Raw genomic sequence first — 15848 nt, 5'->3', positions numbered from 1 at the left:
TGAAAATTTGAATTCCTAAAAATAGACTTTTAGTAAACTAAACTCCTTTTTATTCGTAAATTCATAGCATCTAACCCCTTTTTAATATGAAAAATCTGCTTTTAGTTGCTGGAATTCTTTTCACCTTAATTTCATGCAAAACTTCTGAAAATATTACCGTAGATCAGGTTAGTAATAATTCTGGATTATCTGGCAAAAAAACCTTCCAAGTGATCACCAAAGCGGATGCTCCTAAAGATATCCTCATGCTTAATAAGCTTTTTGAGAAAAAAATGAAAGAAAGAGGGTATTCCAAAGATGAGCACAACCCAGATTTTCTGGTCCAATCGGTAATCGCTTCGATCGATTATGAAAAAGAAGTTTTGGGGTATGGGAGCGTTGGCAATGCTTTTTCTACAATGTATTATCCTGTTAAACTTGAGTCAGAAAAATATGGGAAAGTCATTTTTTTAATTCAAGATGCTGAAACTTATGAAGTTTTATGGATGGGAACAGGAACAGGAGTTTTGACAGAAAAAGAGTTAATTGACAAAGGTTCAATAAACTCTGCCCTAGACCAACTGATAGCAGAATTAAAGTAAATTCATCAAGAATATTTTTGAAAAATTTTCAAACTAGAAATCTTCAAAGCCAGGTTTGATATTATCCCAAAAAGCATCCAAGGCTATTATTCTTGGCTTCAAAAAAGAAATGATTTTTGGCCAATCTGCTTGATCCATCACATTCACAGAAGGTAGTACTTTTTCAATCTTCGAGACTTGCTGACCAAATTCATTTTCCACTAATAGTTTCCACTCCCACTCTTCCCCTATCTCTGAATTCAGCAAATTCTTAAACTGCTTAAATTGATCAAAAAAAAGCTCTTGAAGTTCTTCATCTAGGTGGCAGATTTCGATCCCGATGGATGCAAAATCCCGCTCTGCCTTCATTCTGAAATAGATATCCTTCACTCCGGTTTTGTAATTAGGCCAATTCACTCGGAAACCCGAAGCGCTTCGAATCGGCTTCATATATTGACCAAATGCAATCCAAAATTCTTTTCGAATCCGGGAAGTTTCTGCCCGACTGTACATTTTTAATAGGATTCGTGACTATCAGAAGGCAAAACTAAAATAATCTCTCCTGATTGGCTGTTTTTTTCATCCAAGGATTTTAATTGATCCTGAGTAACTGTGTGAATATTCAGCATTTTTAAATCTGGAAATTTCCGATTCAAATACCACAAAATACCTTCGTCATCTTTAGAATGATAAGAACCGTTAACGTGTAAGATTTTTTTACCAGCAGCAATTGACTCAAACAGAGATTCGGCCATTGTTGCATCTTTTAATGCTTGAGCCTCCACCATAAAATCAGAATTTCCTGGAGCCCCATGCATCATGTCTTTCATCGCCACATAACCAGGCATTGTCATATCAACTTCATAGGGCAACTTTGCCATGTAAAGCTTTGCCTCCGGACTCAAATTCTCCAATTCACCCATCCCTGATTTACTCACCAAGGAGGCGTATTTTCTCGGTACGTTACTCGCTATAAATTGAAGATGTTTCTCGTTGGCAAAACGCATCAAAGGCCGGTAATCGGTCTTGTAATTATTCCAAAGTTTAGCTTCGGTCTCAAAGTTCTTCTCCGTCATATTCCCGGCAAACCACTCATTGATATTAAGTTGATCATCGCGCTCAAAAAACTCTGCACCGAGAACCAAATCTGAATTATCAGCATACATTCCCTTTAAAACCTGTAGCTGTAACCAATGTGCCAGACTGTTATTATGCAATTCTCCGAAGAAAGTCACGTCAGCCTTTTTAGCCATTTTCAGAACTTCTTCCAGATCGATTTTCTTTCCTTTATCTGTGAAAAACTGGTAAGCTTCTCCTTGAGCATAGCTCGAAGTGAATGCAAAAAAGAAAAGTAAAAGTAGTGTACAGATTTTATGCATAGTCTTCTGGGTATTGAATTTGGACAGCAGAGAATTTCACCAATCCTCCTAAGGATGGATGATGCTTTTTAAGAGTGATTTTAATTTTATTGACAGCAGGATAGACTTTCAAAATATCTTCAATAATCAAATGCCCGAGATGCTCCAATAATTTGACTTTCACATCCATCCGGTCTTTGATAAGCTTATAAAGTTTAGTGTAATCGACAGTCTCTTTCAAATCATCTTGAAGCATGGCAACTTTAAAATCGGTTTCCAACTCCAAGTCGAGTGTAAAGCGATTTCCCAGAACATTTTCCTCTGGATAAGCGCCATGGTACGCATGAAATTCAATTCCTTCGAGCGATACTTTTCCCATTAGTCAAATTGGTCGAAAAATGATCCCGATTGATTTGGATTCTCTTCCTTAGGCTTTGGTTTTTCCTCCACGATTGGAGTAACTTTGGCTTCGATTTTCTCTTCCTTCTTCACTGGCTCAGGTTCTTCTTCTACCAGTTCCTCCGGTTCAGGAGCTTCTTCTTCCTCTATTGTTTCGTCTTGATCAGTGATTTCTTCTTCGATCTCCACTTCTTCCTCAACTTCCAAATCTGGTGTAGCATCATGCGCTTCCAGTTCCAAATCTTCCTCAATCACTTCCATTTCCGCAATAGGATCTTCCTTTTCAGGTTCCGGCTCAAAAACCTCCTCCGGTGAAGGAGTAAGATTTTCAATATTTGCATAAGTAAAGGCATTTGATCTGCTCAGTTCATCGATTGCTCGCTGATAGGCCTTTGCATCAATTCTTGTAAAATGTGCATCCGAAAGATCAATCTGATTCAGCATATCTTGAGAAATTCTTCTTAGGCTTTTCACCAAAGCTTCTCGCTGCTCTACCAATCCATCATAAGATCGAACCAATCCCTGCATGCTTTCTCTCAACTCTACGATAGTCTCTTTTGCTTTGGCTTCTGCCGCTCCCAAAATCACAGATGCCTGCTGCTGTGCATGAGATTGAACTTTTTCAGCATATTCATTTGCTTCGGCTACAGTTTTTTCGGAAAGACTATTCGCCTCCGCTATTATTAAATCAGCTGCTTCATTTGCTTCTTCGATGATGGATGCTCCCGTATCTTCCGCAGTTTTCAAAGTTCGGAAAAGCGAATCCTCTACATCTTTCAGCCTTTTTGCTTCTGCTTCAGTATTCTGAAGCTTCGATTTCAATTCGATATTTTCCTGATGTAGCTGATCAACCACCTGGCTGATCTCTTCTAAAAATTGAGATACATCTTTTTTCTCATATCCTCTGAATGCTGTTTCAAAGGACTGTTGCCGGATGGCTGCTGGTGTGATCTTCATGGGTTAATCTCTTCTATTTGCCAAATGGAAATGGTACGATCATCAGAAACAGATATTACCTGTCCTGAATAGGTACTCCAAAGTACTTTATTTATGGATGTGCCGTGGCCGGCGTTTCTTGCTTTATCGATGACTTTCAGTAATTTTTTCTCCTCAGCATCCCAAACTTTAATGGATTTATCCATAGAACAGGTTGCCAGATACTTTCCGTCTTTTTTGAAAGATAAATAATTAATGGCATACATATGTGCCGCTATGCTCTCTTCTAATTGATAATCGGAATTCCAGAATTTCAATCTCGCATCTCTGGATCCACTTATCAAGGTCTTTTCGTCTGGGGAGTAGGCCAAAGCAAAAACTGAATTTTCATGTCCTGTAAGATTCGCTATCGGTTGGAAATCCTCACGTATATCCAAAACCTTGATAGTATGATCACTAAGTCCCAAAGCAAGATGTTTTTTACTCGGAGAAACAGTCATAACTCGGATACTTTTTGAGCTTAGTTTTACTCGTTTCTTTAATGACTGACTAGGAATATCAATGATCACCAAAACCCCGTCACCTGTTCCTACAAAGACCTCATTTCCGAAAATTTTGATATCAAAAATGGCTTGATCTGTAAAATTGATAGACCAAATTTCTTTGTTTTCATTGAGATCAATGACGTGGATTCCTTCAAAATTGTGACCGATAAACAAGAGATTTCGCTCATTATCCACCTCCAGCGCATAGACTGAATGTGGGAGCTTGGCAATCAATTTCCCATCTTTCGGATTATCCAGATCCCATTCCACCACCATTCCATCTCCTGCACCTGTGTAAAAAAATCTCGGATCACTGCCTTCGGTGAGCGCATAGATGCAGTCATTGTGCCCGGTCAGCGTGTGTAATTTATTTACTTGAATTTTTGACATATATTGGACGGTGACTTAGCTGAGCCCTATTGGCCTATGCAAACAAAAATAGAAAAAATTGATTCTTCATCGGCCTTAGCCATCAAGATAATTGAACCGCAAGAGGTAGATGATCTGGATTTCCTAAGCTTTCGCGAAAAATTATCTTACGCCAACATCTCCCACCCAGAAAAAAGAATGGAATGGGCAACCGCCAGGATGGCTATCAAAGATGCTCTGGAAACTCTACATGTTCCCTATCCGGGCTTTTTCAAAGATGAACACGGAAAATCCCATTCCATGAACGGAAACGGATATGTCTCCTTATCACACACGGAAGGTTTGGCTGGTGCGATTTATCACCGGGATTCTCCTGTGGGAATAGACATGGATTTTGTGCGAGAAAAAATCTTAAAAATCGGATTTCGGTTTCTGGATCCCTCGGAATTGGACTTCTTAGAAAAAGATCCTGTTCATTATACTTTGGCATGGTCTGCAAAAGAATCTATCTTTAAGTGTCAAGGAAGACGTGGAGTGAGTTTCAGAGACAATATCTTATTGGAACCTTTTGCTCCAGGTGACTCCCTTATCAAAGCTAAAATCAGAAATACTGACTTCTCAAACCATCATTACGAAGTTCAGGCAAGGGTTTTTCCTGACACCGTTTTAACTTATACAATTTGGTAAAATCCATGAAGAAAATTTCCTCCTTACTTTTCATATTACTTATTTCTATAAGCTGCCTATCAGCGCAAAACATCGGTGAAATGAGCCTTACTGATGCAGTAACCGGCAAAACCTACACCATTTCAAATGAAATAAAAGGAAAGGCTCTGGTATTGATTTTTCATAGTACCAATTGCCCTTTTGCAAAAATGTATGAAAAGCGGATCATTGATTTAAGAACAAGATTTCAAAATCTGGGAGTTTCATTCGCTTTGGTTAATCCTGATCCAAAACCAGAACACCAAAATGCAGACATGATGAGAAGCCATGTGGATGCCACTGATTTAAATATGTCTTATCTGATGGATGTGGAGCAAGTTTGGGCAAAAGCTTTCAAAATCACCAAAATTCCTGAGATTGTAATAATTACCCCAAATTCTGGAAGCCCATCCATAGTATATCGAGGAGCTATTGACAACAATGCTCAAGTGGAAAGTTCCGTAACTGAGAAGTATGTGGAGCGGGCAATCAATCAGGTTTTGAAAGGTGAAAAACCTAGTCCAGAGCAAGTGAGAGCCGTTGGGTGCAACGTGAGAAGTTTCTAACTATCCAAAATGTCGATCAACTCTTTGATCTCCTCCACTTTTTCCATTTCACCGAGCTTTTCAAATGAGTTGCCCAGGTTTCTCAATGTTCTCAGCAGAATCTGAAGGTAAGCACATGGCTCGAAATAGAAATCTTTAGGCTCTAATTTCAAATGCTCTAAATAGTTGTAAATATCCTGTTTGCTAAAAATCAAGCCTTTATTAAAGGCATTGATATAAAAGGTCAGTTCAGGAGTTTTATAAGTCAGAACAAACAAATTAGGAAGATTGACTCCATAAATCGGCAGCCCTAACTTTTTCCCAACCAATAAATAAATCGCACAAAGACTCAATGGGTTGCCTCTTTTGGAGTCAATCACCGAGGAAAGCATGCTATTGGCCGGAGAATGAAAATTCTTGGTGTTGGCAGAAAACCTCAGTGTATTAAACAGCACATTGTTGATAATCCGAATCTGGTCGTAAGGAGGTAGATCATTTTTGAAAGCTGTCCATACTTCAAAGTAAATTTGATGCATTTCTGCATTCAGCTTTTCGTATTCCAGATCTGGATATTGGTAGGTATTGATAATCCAAAGCCCGGTGAGAAGATCTCGGTCCTCAGAATCTCTCCATTCAGTCAATCTTTTCTTTAACAGAGAGAACTGAAGCTCATGAACCAAATCCTCAATTTCCTTTTGTATCTCTGGATTGAAACTAGTTTCCCATTTTTCTTCCAGAAATGGAATAATTTCAGTTCCAAGAGAGGTGATCCTTTCTCTGACATGGTTTCTCACCTCTACATCGGTATCATCTAGAAGTGAAACCAATGCATTCAATTCTCCAGGTGTCAATGTACTCATAGGTCAATTCTGTAAAGGAAGATCTTTCTAATAATTTAATAAAAATTGCTTAAGTCTGGATAACTCCCACATTAAATCTTTCAGAAATCGGAGCATGATTTGCCGCCTCGATTCCGGTACTGATCACTTTTCTAGTTTCTCTTGGATCTATCACACCATCCACCCAAAGCCTGGAAGCTGCATAATATGGACTTAACTCCTCTTTGTACTTATTGCTGATTTCGTCTAATAATTCTTTTTCATCCTCCTCAGATATCTCCTGCCCTTTCTTCTTTAGGGAAGCAACTTTTATTTGAAGCAAAGTTTTCGCGGCAGATGCCCCAGACATCACAGCCATTTGAGCAGTCGGCCAAGAGTAAATCAATCGTGGATCATATGCTTTTCCACACATGGCGTAGTTTCCCGCACCATACGAATTTCCCAAAATGATTGTGAATTTTGGTACCACTGAATTGGCCATCGCATTCACCATTTTAGCTCCATCTTTGATGATGCCTCCATGTTCTGCCTTACTTCCTACCATAAATCCACTCACATCCTGAAGAAATACCAAAGGAATTTTTCGCTGGTTGCAATTCATAATAAATCTGGCTGCCTTATCTGCTGAATCGGAATAAATCACGCCACCCATCTGCATTTCACCACTTGCAGTTTTCACGATTTTCCGCTGGTTTGCGACGATTCCTACTGCCCAGCCATCAATTCTCGCAGTACCACAGATCAACGTCTTTCCATATTCCTTTTTGTATTCATCTATTTCTCCCTCATCGACAAGACCTTTAATTACCTCAAGCATATCATAAGGTTTTACTCTTTCCATAGGAAAAACATCTAATAACTGATCTCCGGAAATGCCAGGTTCCTTTGGCTCTTTGCGATCAAATCCTGCCTTCGGTTCTGCTCCTATTTTGTCAAAAATATTCCGGATTGCATCCAGACAATCTTGATCGGAGTCATATTTATTATCGGTCACTCCGGAAATCTCGCAATGAGTCGTGGCTCCTCCCAAAGTTTCATTGTCCACCGTTTCTCCGATTGCAGCTTTCACTAAGTAAGATCCCGCAAGAAAGATTGAGCCTGTCTTATCAACTATCATGGCTTCATCCGACATGATGGGCAAGTAAGCACCACCAGCTACACAACTCCCCATAATCGCCGCAACTTGGACAATTCCCATTGCAGACATCTTCGCATTATTCCTGAACTGTCTTCCAAAATGTTCTTTATCAGGAAAAATTTCATTTTGCATTGGAAGAAAAACACCGGCGCTATCGACTAGATAAATTATCGGAAGGCGGTTTTCCATTGCCACTTCCTGTGCTCTAAGATTTTTCTTTGCTGTCATAGGAAACCAAGCTCCTGCTTTGACAGTCGCATCATTTGCTACGATTACAACCATTCTACCCTGTACATGGGCAATTCCAGTTACAACACCTGCTGAAGGACAACCTCCCTCTTCCTCATACATTCCATCAGCTGCGAAAGCCCCGATCTCCAAAAAATCAGAATCTTGATCAATCAAATATTGTATCCTCTCCCTCGCTGTCAATTTTCCTTTCTCATGTTCTTTGGCAATCCGCTTTGGTCCACCGCCAAGCTTGACTTGCTCAGTTTTGGACTTTAAGATTTCCAGTAATGATTGAAAAGTTTGTGGTTCCATGGATGCTTTAGAATTCATGTTTGTATTTGGGTTTATAGATTAAAAACTCCAAATCAGGACTTAGAGTTTGTTTGAATATAAACAAAAGCCCTTTTTCCGGGGAGAAAAAGGGCTAAATGATTCAAAGTCAAAAGGAAATTAATTTGCTTCGATTTGTTCTTTATAATCTCGAATAGATCTGTAAATAGCTGAAGCCATGTACTCTTGTCCTTTTTGGCTCATCAGAAATGCCTCTTCATTAGAGTTGGATAAGAAACCTAACTCTATCAAAACACTTGGCATAGATGGAGTCCAAAGCACGTAAAATGGTCCTTGCTTCACTCCTCTACTTTTTCTACCAACTCGATCTTTAAATTGAGTTTCCACATGATCTGCCAAAGTCACCGAATTTTCAAAGTGCACTTTTGACATCAAGTTAAACATCATATAAGATTCCGGTGAACCAGGTTCAAATCCTTCGTAATTCTCTTTGTAGTTATCTTCCAAAAGAATTACAGAGTTTTCTCTTTTTACAATATCAAAGTTGGCATCGAAATGCTTCATCCCCATCACAAAAGTTTCAGTACCGTATGCAGACCTGTTTGGAGCTGAATTGGAATGAATGGAAACAAATAAATCCGCCTTGTTTTTGTTGGCGATGATTGGTCTTTCTTTCAATTCGGGAAAGCTATCGTCCTTTCTTGTGTAGATTACTTCTACATCCGGAAGATTTTCCTCAATATATTTCCCTACTAAAAGGGCAACTGCAAGATTAATATTCTTTTCTTTGGACCTGGAACCTAAGTTACCCGGATCTTTTCCGCCATGTCCAGCATCGATGACAATTTTCTTCATGCGAAACGCTGGCATCATAGATTCGTTAGTAATGAATCCGCCAAAGAAAAAAGGGACTAGGAAAACTAAAGTGAGAAGAATTTTTTTGCTTTTGGACCGTTCCATGAGGGCAATAGAATTAACTTTACGGGAAATTTTACACAAATTAAACAAAGCGCAATCAACTGTGCAGGGATTTAGACTCCTTTTATTTTCACTATTCGGATTACTGATTGCTCCATTTTGGGCAGCTGCACAGCAACCTACTAAACAAGTTGAGAGAAGGTTGACTTTGCCTGACACGTTGGTCTCACCAATTTCAGACACCTTACCTGAATCCAACCCTCCAGCATTGAGAGATACTTTGCCATCTGATAGTTTGGCAAAAATTATGCCCACTGGGCCAATTACTCAAGATATTACTTATTACGCTGAGGATAGTATCGTCTCAGACTTTATAGAAAACAAAGTTTACCTCTATAATAAAGCTTGGTTTGAATATGGCGAAATGAAGCTGGAAGCCGATCTGATCGTGATTGATTGGAAAAACTCTATGCTCTATGCCACTGGAGTCACAGATAGTCTGGGAAATATGACCGGAAATCCGTTTTTCAAAGACGGCCCAAATGTCTATGAAATCCGAAAAGAGATGCGCTATAACTTTGCAACGCAAAAAGCGCTGATCAAAGATGTGGTTACTGAACAACAGGACGGTGTGCTTAGAGGTGAAACCATCAAAAAAACGGAGGATGGTAGCATTTACCTGAGTCATGGCTATTATACTACCTGTAAACTAACCAAACCCCATTGGCATATATCTTCCAATAAAATCAAGTCTATTCAAGGCAAACAAGTCGTTTCTGGACCTTTCAATCTTTATTTCAATGGCATCCCTACACCACTAGGATTGCCTTTCGGAATTATCCCAGATACTCCCGAAGAAAAGGCCTCAGGGATTATCTTCCCTTCCTATGGTAGCGAGCAGGTTCGGGGATTATTCCTTAAGGATTTTGGCTATTACTTTGCCATTAACGATTACATACACGCAAGATTTACCGGAGATATTTATTCAAAAGGTGGCTGGGGAGCAAAATCTCAGGCCGTTTACAAGAAGCGTTATCGATACGGCGGAAGCTTCAATATTGATTTCCAAAAATTTGTTTCTCCCGAGACTGAATTGAATCCTGTCAACTACAATACTTTCCGAATTCAATGGAGCCACACGCCTGAATCCAGAGGAACTGGCAGATTCTCCGCTTCAGTCAATGCAGGAAGTACGAGTTATTTTAACAACGTAATCAATCAGAATAATTTCCAGAATAACATTTCTTCGGAATTCACATCGAACGTTTCTTACTCAAAATCTTTTACCGGAACGCCATTTTCGATGTCAGCAAATATGCGACATTCCCAAAGTGTGACCACTGGTGAAGTTCGAGTAGATCTTCCGACGATTTCATTGAACATGAACCGTCAAAGTCCATTCAGAAATGTGAAATTTGAACCGTTGAAAACGCTGAATGTAGCTTGGAATTTTAACCTTCAAAACTCCATTACTAACCGAGTCGATCAATCTTTTGGAGTTCCAACTGACTTGACCACTGGAAATGAAGAGACTCAATACATAGACTTTAACTTTGCGAATGCACGTTTATTATTAGACAATGCCAATAACGGTGCAAAGAACACCATTCCGATTTCATCCAATTTCACCCTTTTTAAATACTTTACAGGCACCGCTTCATTCAACTATCAGGAGCTTTGGTATTTGAATAGAATCAATTACTACTATAATCCTTCACAGGAGCGTGTTGATAAAATCATCGAGGATGGTTTTAATAGAATAGGTACTTATAGTTCTTCATTCGCATTGAACACCAATGTTTATGGATTCTTTAATTTTAAAGGGAATGGTAAAATCCAGACTATCCGTCAACATTTGCAACCATCTATTGGATTTAGTTTTAGACCGGATTTTTCCGACCCAAAATATGGGTACTATCAAGAAGTTCAAATCAATGAGGAAGGTGACACCAGGCTATTATCTCGCCATCAGGGCTTCATCTATGGAGGTGCCACTTTAGGTGAGTCCAGAGCAATGACTTTTAACTTAAGGAACGTTTTGGAAGCCAAAATCAAAAACGCTTCAGATACCGCAGAGGAAACCACTAAGAAAATTCCATTACTGGAAACTCTAAACCTAAGTACCAGTTACAACTTTGCAGCAGACTCCTTTAACCTTGCTCCTTTGAGCATCAGTGCAAGAACTAGTTTTTTCGATAGAAAACTCTCAGTCAATATGAGTACTACGCTGGATCCTTACGCCACTTCCCCTTATTTGACAAGTAATGGTGAAGAATCCATCAGAAGAATCAATGATTATGCATGGAAAAATGGTCAGGGAATCGGTACCATTCGAAATGCTTCTTTGAACATGAATATGTCATTAAATCCAGGTGGTAATAAAACCCAGGGAGAAGTGAGAGATGAGGTCACATCCAATTTTTTAAAGCAAGGAGGAGTATTAAATGAATTTGCAGAAAGTGAAATCAATCGAATTGTTACGGATCCAAGCCAATATATTGATTGGAATATACCATGGAATTTGAGTTTTGGATACAACCTGAGTTACAGTAAACAGACAACTGGAACTACCAATATCACCCAAGGTATCAATATGAGTGGTGATGTTTCTTTATCGGAGAAATGGAAAATCAATTTCAACACCGGTATAGATTTACAGGCGCAAAAAATCACACAATCTATGATTGGAATCGCGAGAGATCTTCACTGCTGGCAAATGAATGTAAGCTGGATTCCATTCGGAAGATTTACCTCTTACAGTATTGACATCAGGGTTAAATCAAGCATTCTCCAGGACTTGAAAGTTTCTCGAAGAAGATCATTCTTTGACAACTAGGTGATTTGAGATATTAGATGTAAGATATATGATGATCCCTAAATCATACATCTAAAATCATAAATCCAATATCCCTAAACTCTCGATCTGCTCAACGGCATCGTCATACATCTAGGACCTCCTAGACCTCTACTTAATTCTGAGGAAGGAATTTCTAGAACCTCTACTCCCATTTGCCGCAAAGCTCGGTTGGTATGAATATTTCTATTGTAAGAAATCACCCTACGAGGTCCAATTGCGAAAACATTTGCCCCATCAAACCATTGCTCACGCTGGGAATAATCAGGGCTTCCATCTGCAGTATGAAGAATTTCTAAATGCGGGATTTCACGTTCCAGAATCGTCAACAGAGATTCCTTCAGCACTTCTCTTTTGATGTGAACTTTGTCTCCATTTACTTCTTTCAAGGTATATAAAGAGGTCTGCAACACTGAATTTAGCGCATCAGGATAGGTCAAAACCAAGTTTTCATCTAGGATGGTAAACACAGTATCCAAGTGCATGTATTGACGTTTTTTAGGCAAGTGAACTTCATAAACTCGTTGAACGGAACCTTCTGCAAGCATGGCTTTGGCAGCATGGTAAATCGCTTTTTCGTCGGTCCGCTCTGAATTTCCGATTGCCACTGCTTTTCCAGAAAGCACGATGATATCTCCCCCTTCAATACTTGGAGGATTATCATGTCCATTCACAGGATACAGGCGGTTCACATTGTCCTTGAAATCCATATGATTTTCAAAAATCGTCCTCAAAAGATCTGCTTCACGTTGTCTTCCATCCATTTTCATACTTGAAAAAATGATTCCAGATGGAGTCAAAGCCATTGGATCGCGCTGGAAATACAAATTGGGACAAGGGGAAATTGCAAAGGCAGATTCCATTAATTCTCCCGAATTTAAATTGGGGAGTTTCTTTCTTAATTCGTGAATCTTCAACCCAGCCGTTAAAATGGATGCACATTCTGCCGTAGAATATCTTTCTAAAATATCTTCGGCTAAATGGACCAAACCTGATCTTTTTAATGATTCACGCATCAATTGAAGTAAAATTGATTCATCGTATAAAACTCGAATCAGCAATTCTCTCAATTGATATACCTGAGCACCAGTTGAATCTTTGATCAGATTGGAAAAAGCATCGTGTTCGCGTTGCAAAGCCTCTAAGTAGGGAACGTCTTCAAAGAGCAAAAACTCTTTGTTGTAAGGGGTAAGACGGTCTATTTCCCTTCCGGGTCTATGCATCAGAACAGCTTTAAGCGTTCCAAATTCTGAATTGAGCCGAAGATTCATTCAATTATTATTTTTATATCTATTTTAACTATTTATTATATTTATTCAAACAAAAACGATCTTTTATTAATAATTATAAAATTATTTTAGAAAAAATTGATTTGATTGAATTGACCTACCCCCTTTTTCATGGAATAATTAAAAAAAATTAATTCACCATAAAAAATCGGGGTATCATTGTTGGACTTATAAACTTCATACAGAAAACATACTCAATTATGAAAGTTAAAATCCACAAGAATATAGCATTTATCTTTCTCTTTTTTGGCCTTATCAACACAGGATGTGATACAATTAATCAATTAGGCGGTCAATTTGGACTGGGAACTCCTACAGAAGCTGAGATCAACTCAGGTTTAAAGCAAGCTCTGGAATATGGGACCAGCTACGCATCCGATAGATTGTCTCAAGAAGATGGTTATTTGGGAAACTTAGCGATCAAAATCGTATTTCCAGAGGAAGCCAAAAAAGTTGAAAACACCCTTCGCTCTATCGGTTTAGGAAATCTTTGTGACCAAGTGATCACCAGTGTCAATAGGGCTGCAGAAGATGCTGCGATTGAAGCAAAGCCAATTTTTGTAGCTGCAATCAAAGATATGACGATCAACGATGTGAAAAACATCCTATTGGGGCAAGACAATGCCGCAACTCAATATTTTGAAAACAAAACAACCAGTGAGCTAGAATCGAAATTCAAACCTATTATAGAATCTAGCCTAAATAAGGTTGGTGCAACCAAATACTGGGGAGATGTGATCGGAAGGTACAATCAAGTTCCCTTAGTAAAACCGATTGAAACAGACCTTTCAAAATATGTCACCCAAAAAGCAATTGACGGTTTATTTTATGAGATCGCAAAAGAAGAATTAAAAATCAGAGAAAACGTTACTGCAAGAAGCACTGTGTTACTTCAAAAGGTATTTGGATATGCAGAACGTGAGAAGGCTGGTTCTGGGATTTAATTTTAAATCTTCAAATCGACTTTTTATCGCTTATTAAAATTTCTTGAAGAACGATATTAAAACAAAAAAAACCGAGCCTCTCAGCCCGGTTTTCCTTTATTATTATTGAAGCTTATTCAGCTAAAGAAACTGTCAAATTATCTCCGTCTTTAGTCACTTTCGCCACTCCTTTCCCAGTCAAACCTTTCATTGACACATCCCACTTCTTATTACTCAAACCAGCTTTTTCTTTGAGTGATACTAGAGCAACTGGAGATTCAGCCTTTAACAGTTCAAAAATGATCTTCTCTTCTTCTGTCAATTCAACAGCTTTCTTTTCAGGCCTCATTTGAGGGAAGAACAACACTTCTTGAATTGTAGTATTATTGGTCATCAACATCGTTAATCTGTCGATTCCAATTCCCAATCCTGAAGTTGGAGGCATTCCATATTCCAAGGCACGAAGGAAATCATCGTCCATCGCCATCGCCTCATCATCCCCTCTCGCGGCTAATTTCAACTGATCTTCGAAACGTTCTCTTTGGTCGATTGGATCATTCAATTCGGTATATGCGTTTGCGATTTCTTTTCCGTTTACGAATAATTCAAATCGCTCCACCAAACCTGGTTCAGTTCTATGCTTTTTCGCCAAAGGCGTCATTTCAATTGGATAATCCGTAATGTAAGTCGGCTGGATTAAATTAGCCTCAACCTTTTCACCGAAAATCTCATCCACCAATTTTCCTTTGCCCATCGAATCATCCACAGCGATTCCCATCTCAGCACATACCTTACGAAGGCCTTCCTCATCCATTTTGCTGACATCAATTCCTGCATATTCCTTAATGGAATCATACATGGTTAATCTTCTATATGGTCCAGCAAACTCTATCTCGTTTCCGCCAACTTTGATCTTGGTTTTACCATGAATGGCTTCAGTCACCTGCTCAATCAATTCTTCCACCATCTCCATCATCCAGATGTAATCCTTATAGGCTACATAGATTTCCATGGAAGTAAATTCAGGATTGTGCGTACGGTCCATTCCTTCATTACGGAACATTTTTCCAAACTCATACACACCATCAAACCCACCAACAATCAGCCTTTTTAGATATAACTCATTCGCAATTCTTAAGAAAAGCGGCATATCTAAAGTATTGTGATGCGTTGCGAAAGGACGCGCTGCTGCACCTCCGTGAACGGCCTGAAGAATAGGTGTCTCCACTTCTAACCATCCATGATCGTCAAAATAGCGACGCATTTGAGTAATGATTTTAGAGCGGGTCATAAAGGTCTTCTTCACTTCAGGGTTTACAGTGAGATCGACATATCTCTGACGATATCTCAATTCAGGGTCTGTAAATCCATCATGCACATTTCCATCTTCATCTCTCTTCACCACTGGAAGCGGCTTCACAGATTTTGAAAGGACTTTCAACTCAGTCACATGAAGAGAAATTTCTCCAGTCTGGGTAGTAAAAATATATCCCTTCACTCCGATAAAATCACCGATTCCAAGCAACTTTTTAAACACTGCATTGTAATGCGTTTTATCTTCCTCAGGGCAGATATCGTCTCTTCTCACATAGATCTGTAATCTTCCTGTGGAATCCTGGATCTCGGCAAATGACGCAGAACCCATAATTCTTCTACTCATCAGACGACCTGCAATGGAAATTCCCTTGTAGTCATTCTTTCTGTTTTCGTAGTTTCTATGAATATCTTCTGCTGTCACATTGATAGGGAAAGCCTCTGCTGGATATGGGTTAATTCCCAATCGCATCAGTTCTTCCCGATCTTTCCTTCGCTCTAATTCCTGTTCGCTCAAAAGTTGCATTTTATTTAATTTGAAATTTATAATTCAAAATTTGAATTTTAGAAAATTGCCGATTGCAATCCTAAATTCGGAATATTTAATGTTTTAGAATCTGCCTAAAACTTCTTT

At 39.0% G+C, this 15848-nt stretch carries 15 protein-coding genes; 5 read left to right on the top strand and 10 right to left on the bottom strand.

Annotation, left to right across the window (positions count from 1 at the left end; genetic code table 11):
* Nucleotides 1–86: 86 nt before the first annotated feature.
* Nucleotides 87–581, top strand: a complete 495-nt coding sequence (locus FHS59_RS03770) for a DUF4136 domain-containing protein (protein ID WP_184493176.1) — start codon at nucleotides 87–89, stop codon at nucleotides 579–581.
* Nucleotides 582–614: 33 nt separating this feature from the next.
* On the opposite strand, the gene FHS59_RS03765 is transcribed toward FHS59_RS03770, so the two are convergent.
* From FHS59_RS03765 to FHS59_RS03745, 5 genes are read right to left on the bottom strand one after another with little or no spacing between them, the layout of a single operon-like run.
* On the bottom strand, nucleotides 615–1073 hold the full coding sequence (locus FHS59_RS03765; protein ID WP_184493174.1) for a DUF4268 domain-containing protein: 459 nt from the start codon (nucleotides 1071–1073) through the stop codon (nucleotides 615–617).
* A gap of 2 nt (nucleotides 1074–1075) precedes the next feature.
* The gene (locus FHS59_RS03760; RefSeq protein WP_184493172.1) at nucleotides 1076–1939 is read right to left on the bottom strand and encodes a ChaN family lipoprotein; all 864 of its coding nucleotides are present in this window, start codon (nucleotides 1937–1939) and stop codon (nucleotides 1076–1078) included.
* Nucleotides 1932–2297, bottom strand: coding sequence for a dihydroneopterin aldolase (gene folB, locus FHS59_RS03755; protein ID WP_184493170.1), 366 nt, complete (start codon nucleotides 2295–2297; stop codon nucleotides 1932–1934). Before folB ends, FHS59_RS03760 begins: the two co-directional genes overlap by 8 nt.
* A complete protein-coding gene (locus FHS59_RS03750) occupies nucleotides 2297–3274 on the bottom strand; it encodes a DivIVA domain-containing protein (protein WP_184493168.1) in 978 nt (325 codons plus the stop codon). Before FHS59_RS03750 ends, folB begins: the two co-directional genes overlap by 1 nt.
* Complete coding sequence (locus tag FHS59_RS03745; RefSeq protein ID WP_184493166.1) at nucleotides 3271–4188, bottom strand: WD40 repeat domain-containing protein; 918 nt, start codon at nucleotides 4186–4188, stop codon at nucleotides 3271–3273. The genes FHS59_RS03750 and FHS59_RS03745 overlap by 4 nt, the downstream gene beginning before the upstream one ends.
* Before the next feature lie 36 nt (nucleotides 4189–4224).
* On the opposite strand from FHS59_RS03745, the gene FHS59_RS03740 reads away from it, so the two are divergent.
* Nucleotides 4225–4854, top strand: a complete 630-nt coding sequence (locus FHS59_RS03740; protein ID WP_184493164.1) for a 4'-phosphopantetheinyl transferase family protein — start codon at nucleotides 4225–4227, stop codon at nucleotides 4852–4854.
* An 80-nt stretch (nucleotides 4855–4934) separates the two neighbouring features.
* The gene (locus tag FHS59_RS03735; RefSeq protein WP_184493162.1) at nucleotides 4935–5438 is read left to right on the top strand and encodes a redoxin domain-containing protein; all 504 of its coding nucleotides are present in this window, start codon (nucleotides 4935–4937) and stop codon (nucleotides 5436–5438) included.
* On the opposite strand, the gene FHS59_RS03730 is transcribed toward FHS59_RS03735, so the two are convergent.
* From FHS59_RS03730 to FHS59_RS03720, 3 genes are all read right to left on the bottom strand, one after another.
* Nucleotides 5435–6277, bottom strand: coding sequence for a transglutaminase-like domain-containing protein (locus FHS59_RS03730; protein ID WP_184493160.1), 843 nt, complete (start codon nucleotides 6275–6277; stop codon nucleotides 5435–5437). The genes FHS59_RS03735 and FHS59_RS03730 overlap by 4 nt on opposite strands.
* Before the next feature lie 49 nt (nucleotides 6278–6326).
* Complete coding sequence (locus FHS59_RS03725) at nucleotides 6327–7937, bottom strand: acyl-CoA carboxylase subunit beta (RefSeq protein ID WP_184494483.1); 1611 nt, start codon at nucleotides 7935–7937, stop codon at nucleotides 6327–6329.
* A gap of 138 nt (nucleotides 7938–8075) precedes the next feature.
* Nucleotides 8076–8876 carry an N-acetylmuramoyl-L-alanine amidase family protein gene (locus tag FHS59_RS03720; protein ID WP_184493158.1) on the bottom strand — a complete coding sequence of 267 codons (801 nt, stop codon included), beginning with the start codon at nucleotides 8874–8876 and terminating at the stop codon, nucleotides 8076–8078.
* Nucleotides 8877–8937: 61 nt separating this feature from the next.
* Here FHS59_RS03720 and FHS59_RS03715 point away from each other — a divergent pair, with 61 nt between their 5' ends.
* Entirely contained in the window at nucleotides 8938–11670 is a 2733-nt protein-coding gene (locus tag FHS59_RS03715) for a putative LPS assembly protein LptD (RefSeq protein ID WP_394353559.1), read from the top strand.
* A gap of 74 nt (nucleotides 11671–11744) precedes the next feature.
* On the opposite strand, the gene FHS59_RS03710 is transcribed toward FHS59_RS03715, so the two are convergent.
* The gene (locus FHS59_RS03710; protein WP_184493156.1) at nucleotides 11745–12959 is read right to left on the bottom strand and encodes an arginine deiminase; all 1215 of its coding nucleotides are present in this window, start codon (nucleotides 12957–12959) and stop codon (nucleotides 11745–11747) included.
* A 218-nt stretch (nucleotides 12960–13177) separates the two neighbouring features.
* Here FHS59_RS03710 and FHS59_RS03705 point away from each other — a divergent pair, with 218 nt between their 5' ends.
* On the top strand, nucleotides 13178–13921 hold the full coding sequence (locus FHS59_RS03705; protein WP_184493154.1) for a DUF4197 domain-containing protein: 744 nt from the start codon (nucleotides 13178–13180) through the stop codon (nucleotides 13919–13921).
* Between the two features lie 112 nt (nucleotides 13922–14033).
* Here FHS59_RS03705 and lysS read toward each other — a convergent pair whose 3' ends face one another.
* The gene (gene lysS / locus FHS59_RS03700; protein WP_184493152.1) at nucleotides 14034–15740 is read right to left on the bottom strand and encodes a lysine--tRNA ligase; all 1707 of its coding nucleotides are present in this window, start codon (nucleotides 15738–15740) and stop codon (nucleotides 14034–14036) included.
* Nucleotides 15741–15848: the final 108 nt, after the last annotated feature.

The organism is Algoriphagus iocasae, from assembly GCF_014206875.1.
GTDB lineage: Bacteria > Bacteroidota > Bacteroidia > Cytophagales > Cyclobacteriaceae > Algoriphagus > Algoriphagus iocasae.
This window is presented reverse-complemented; position numbering and strand designations above follow the sequence as displayed.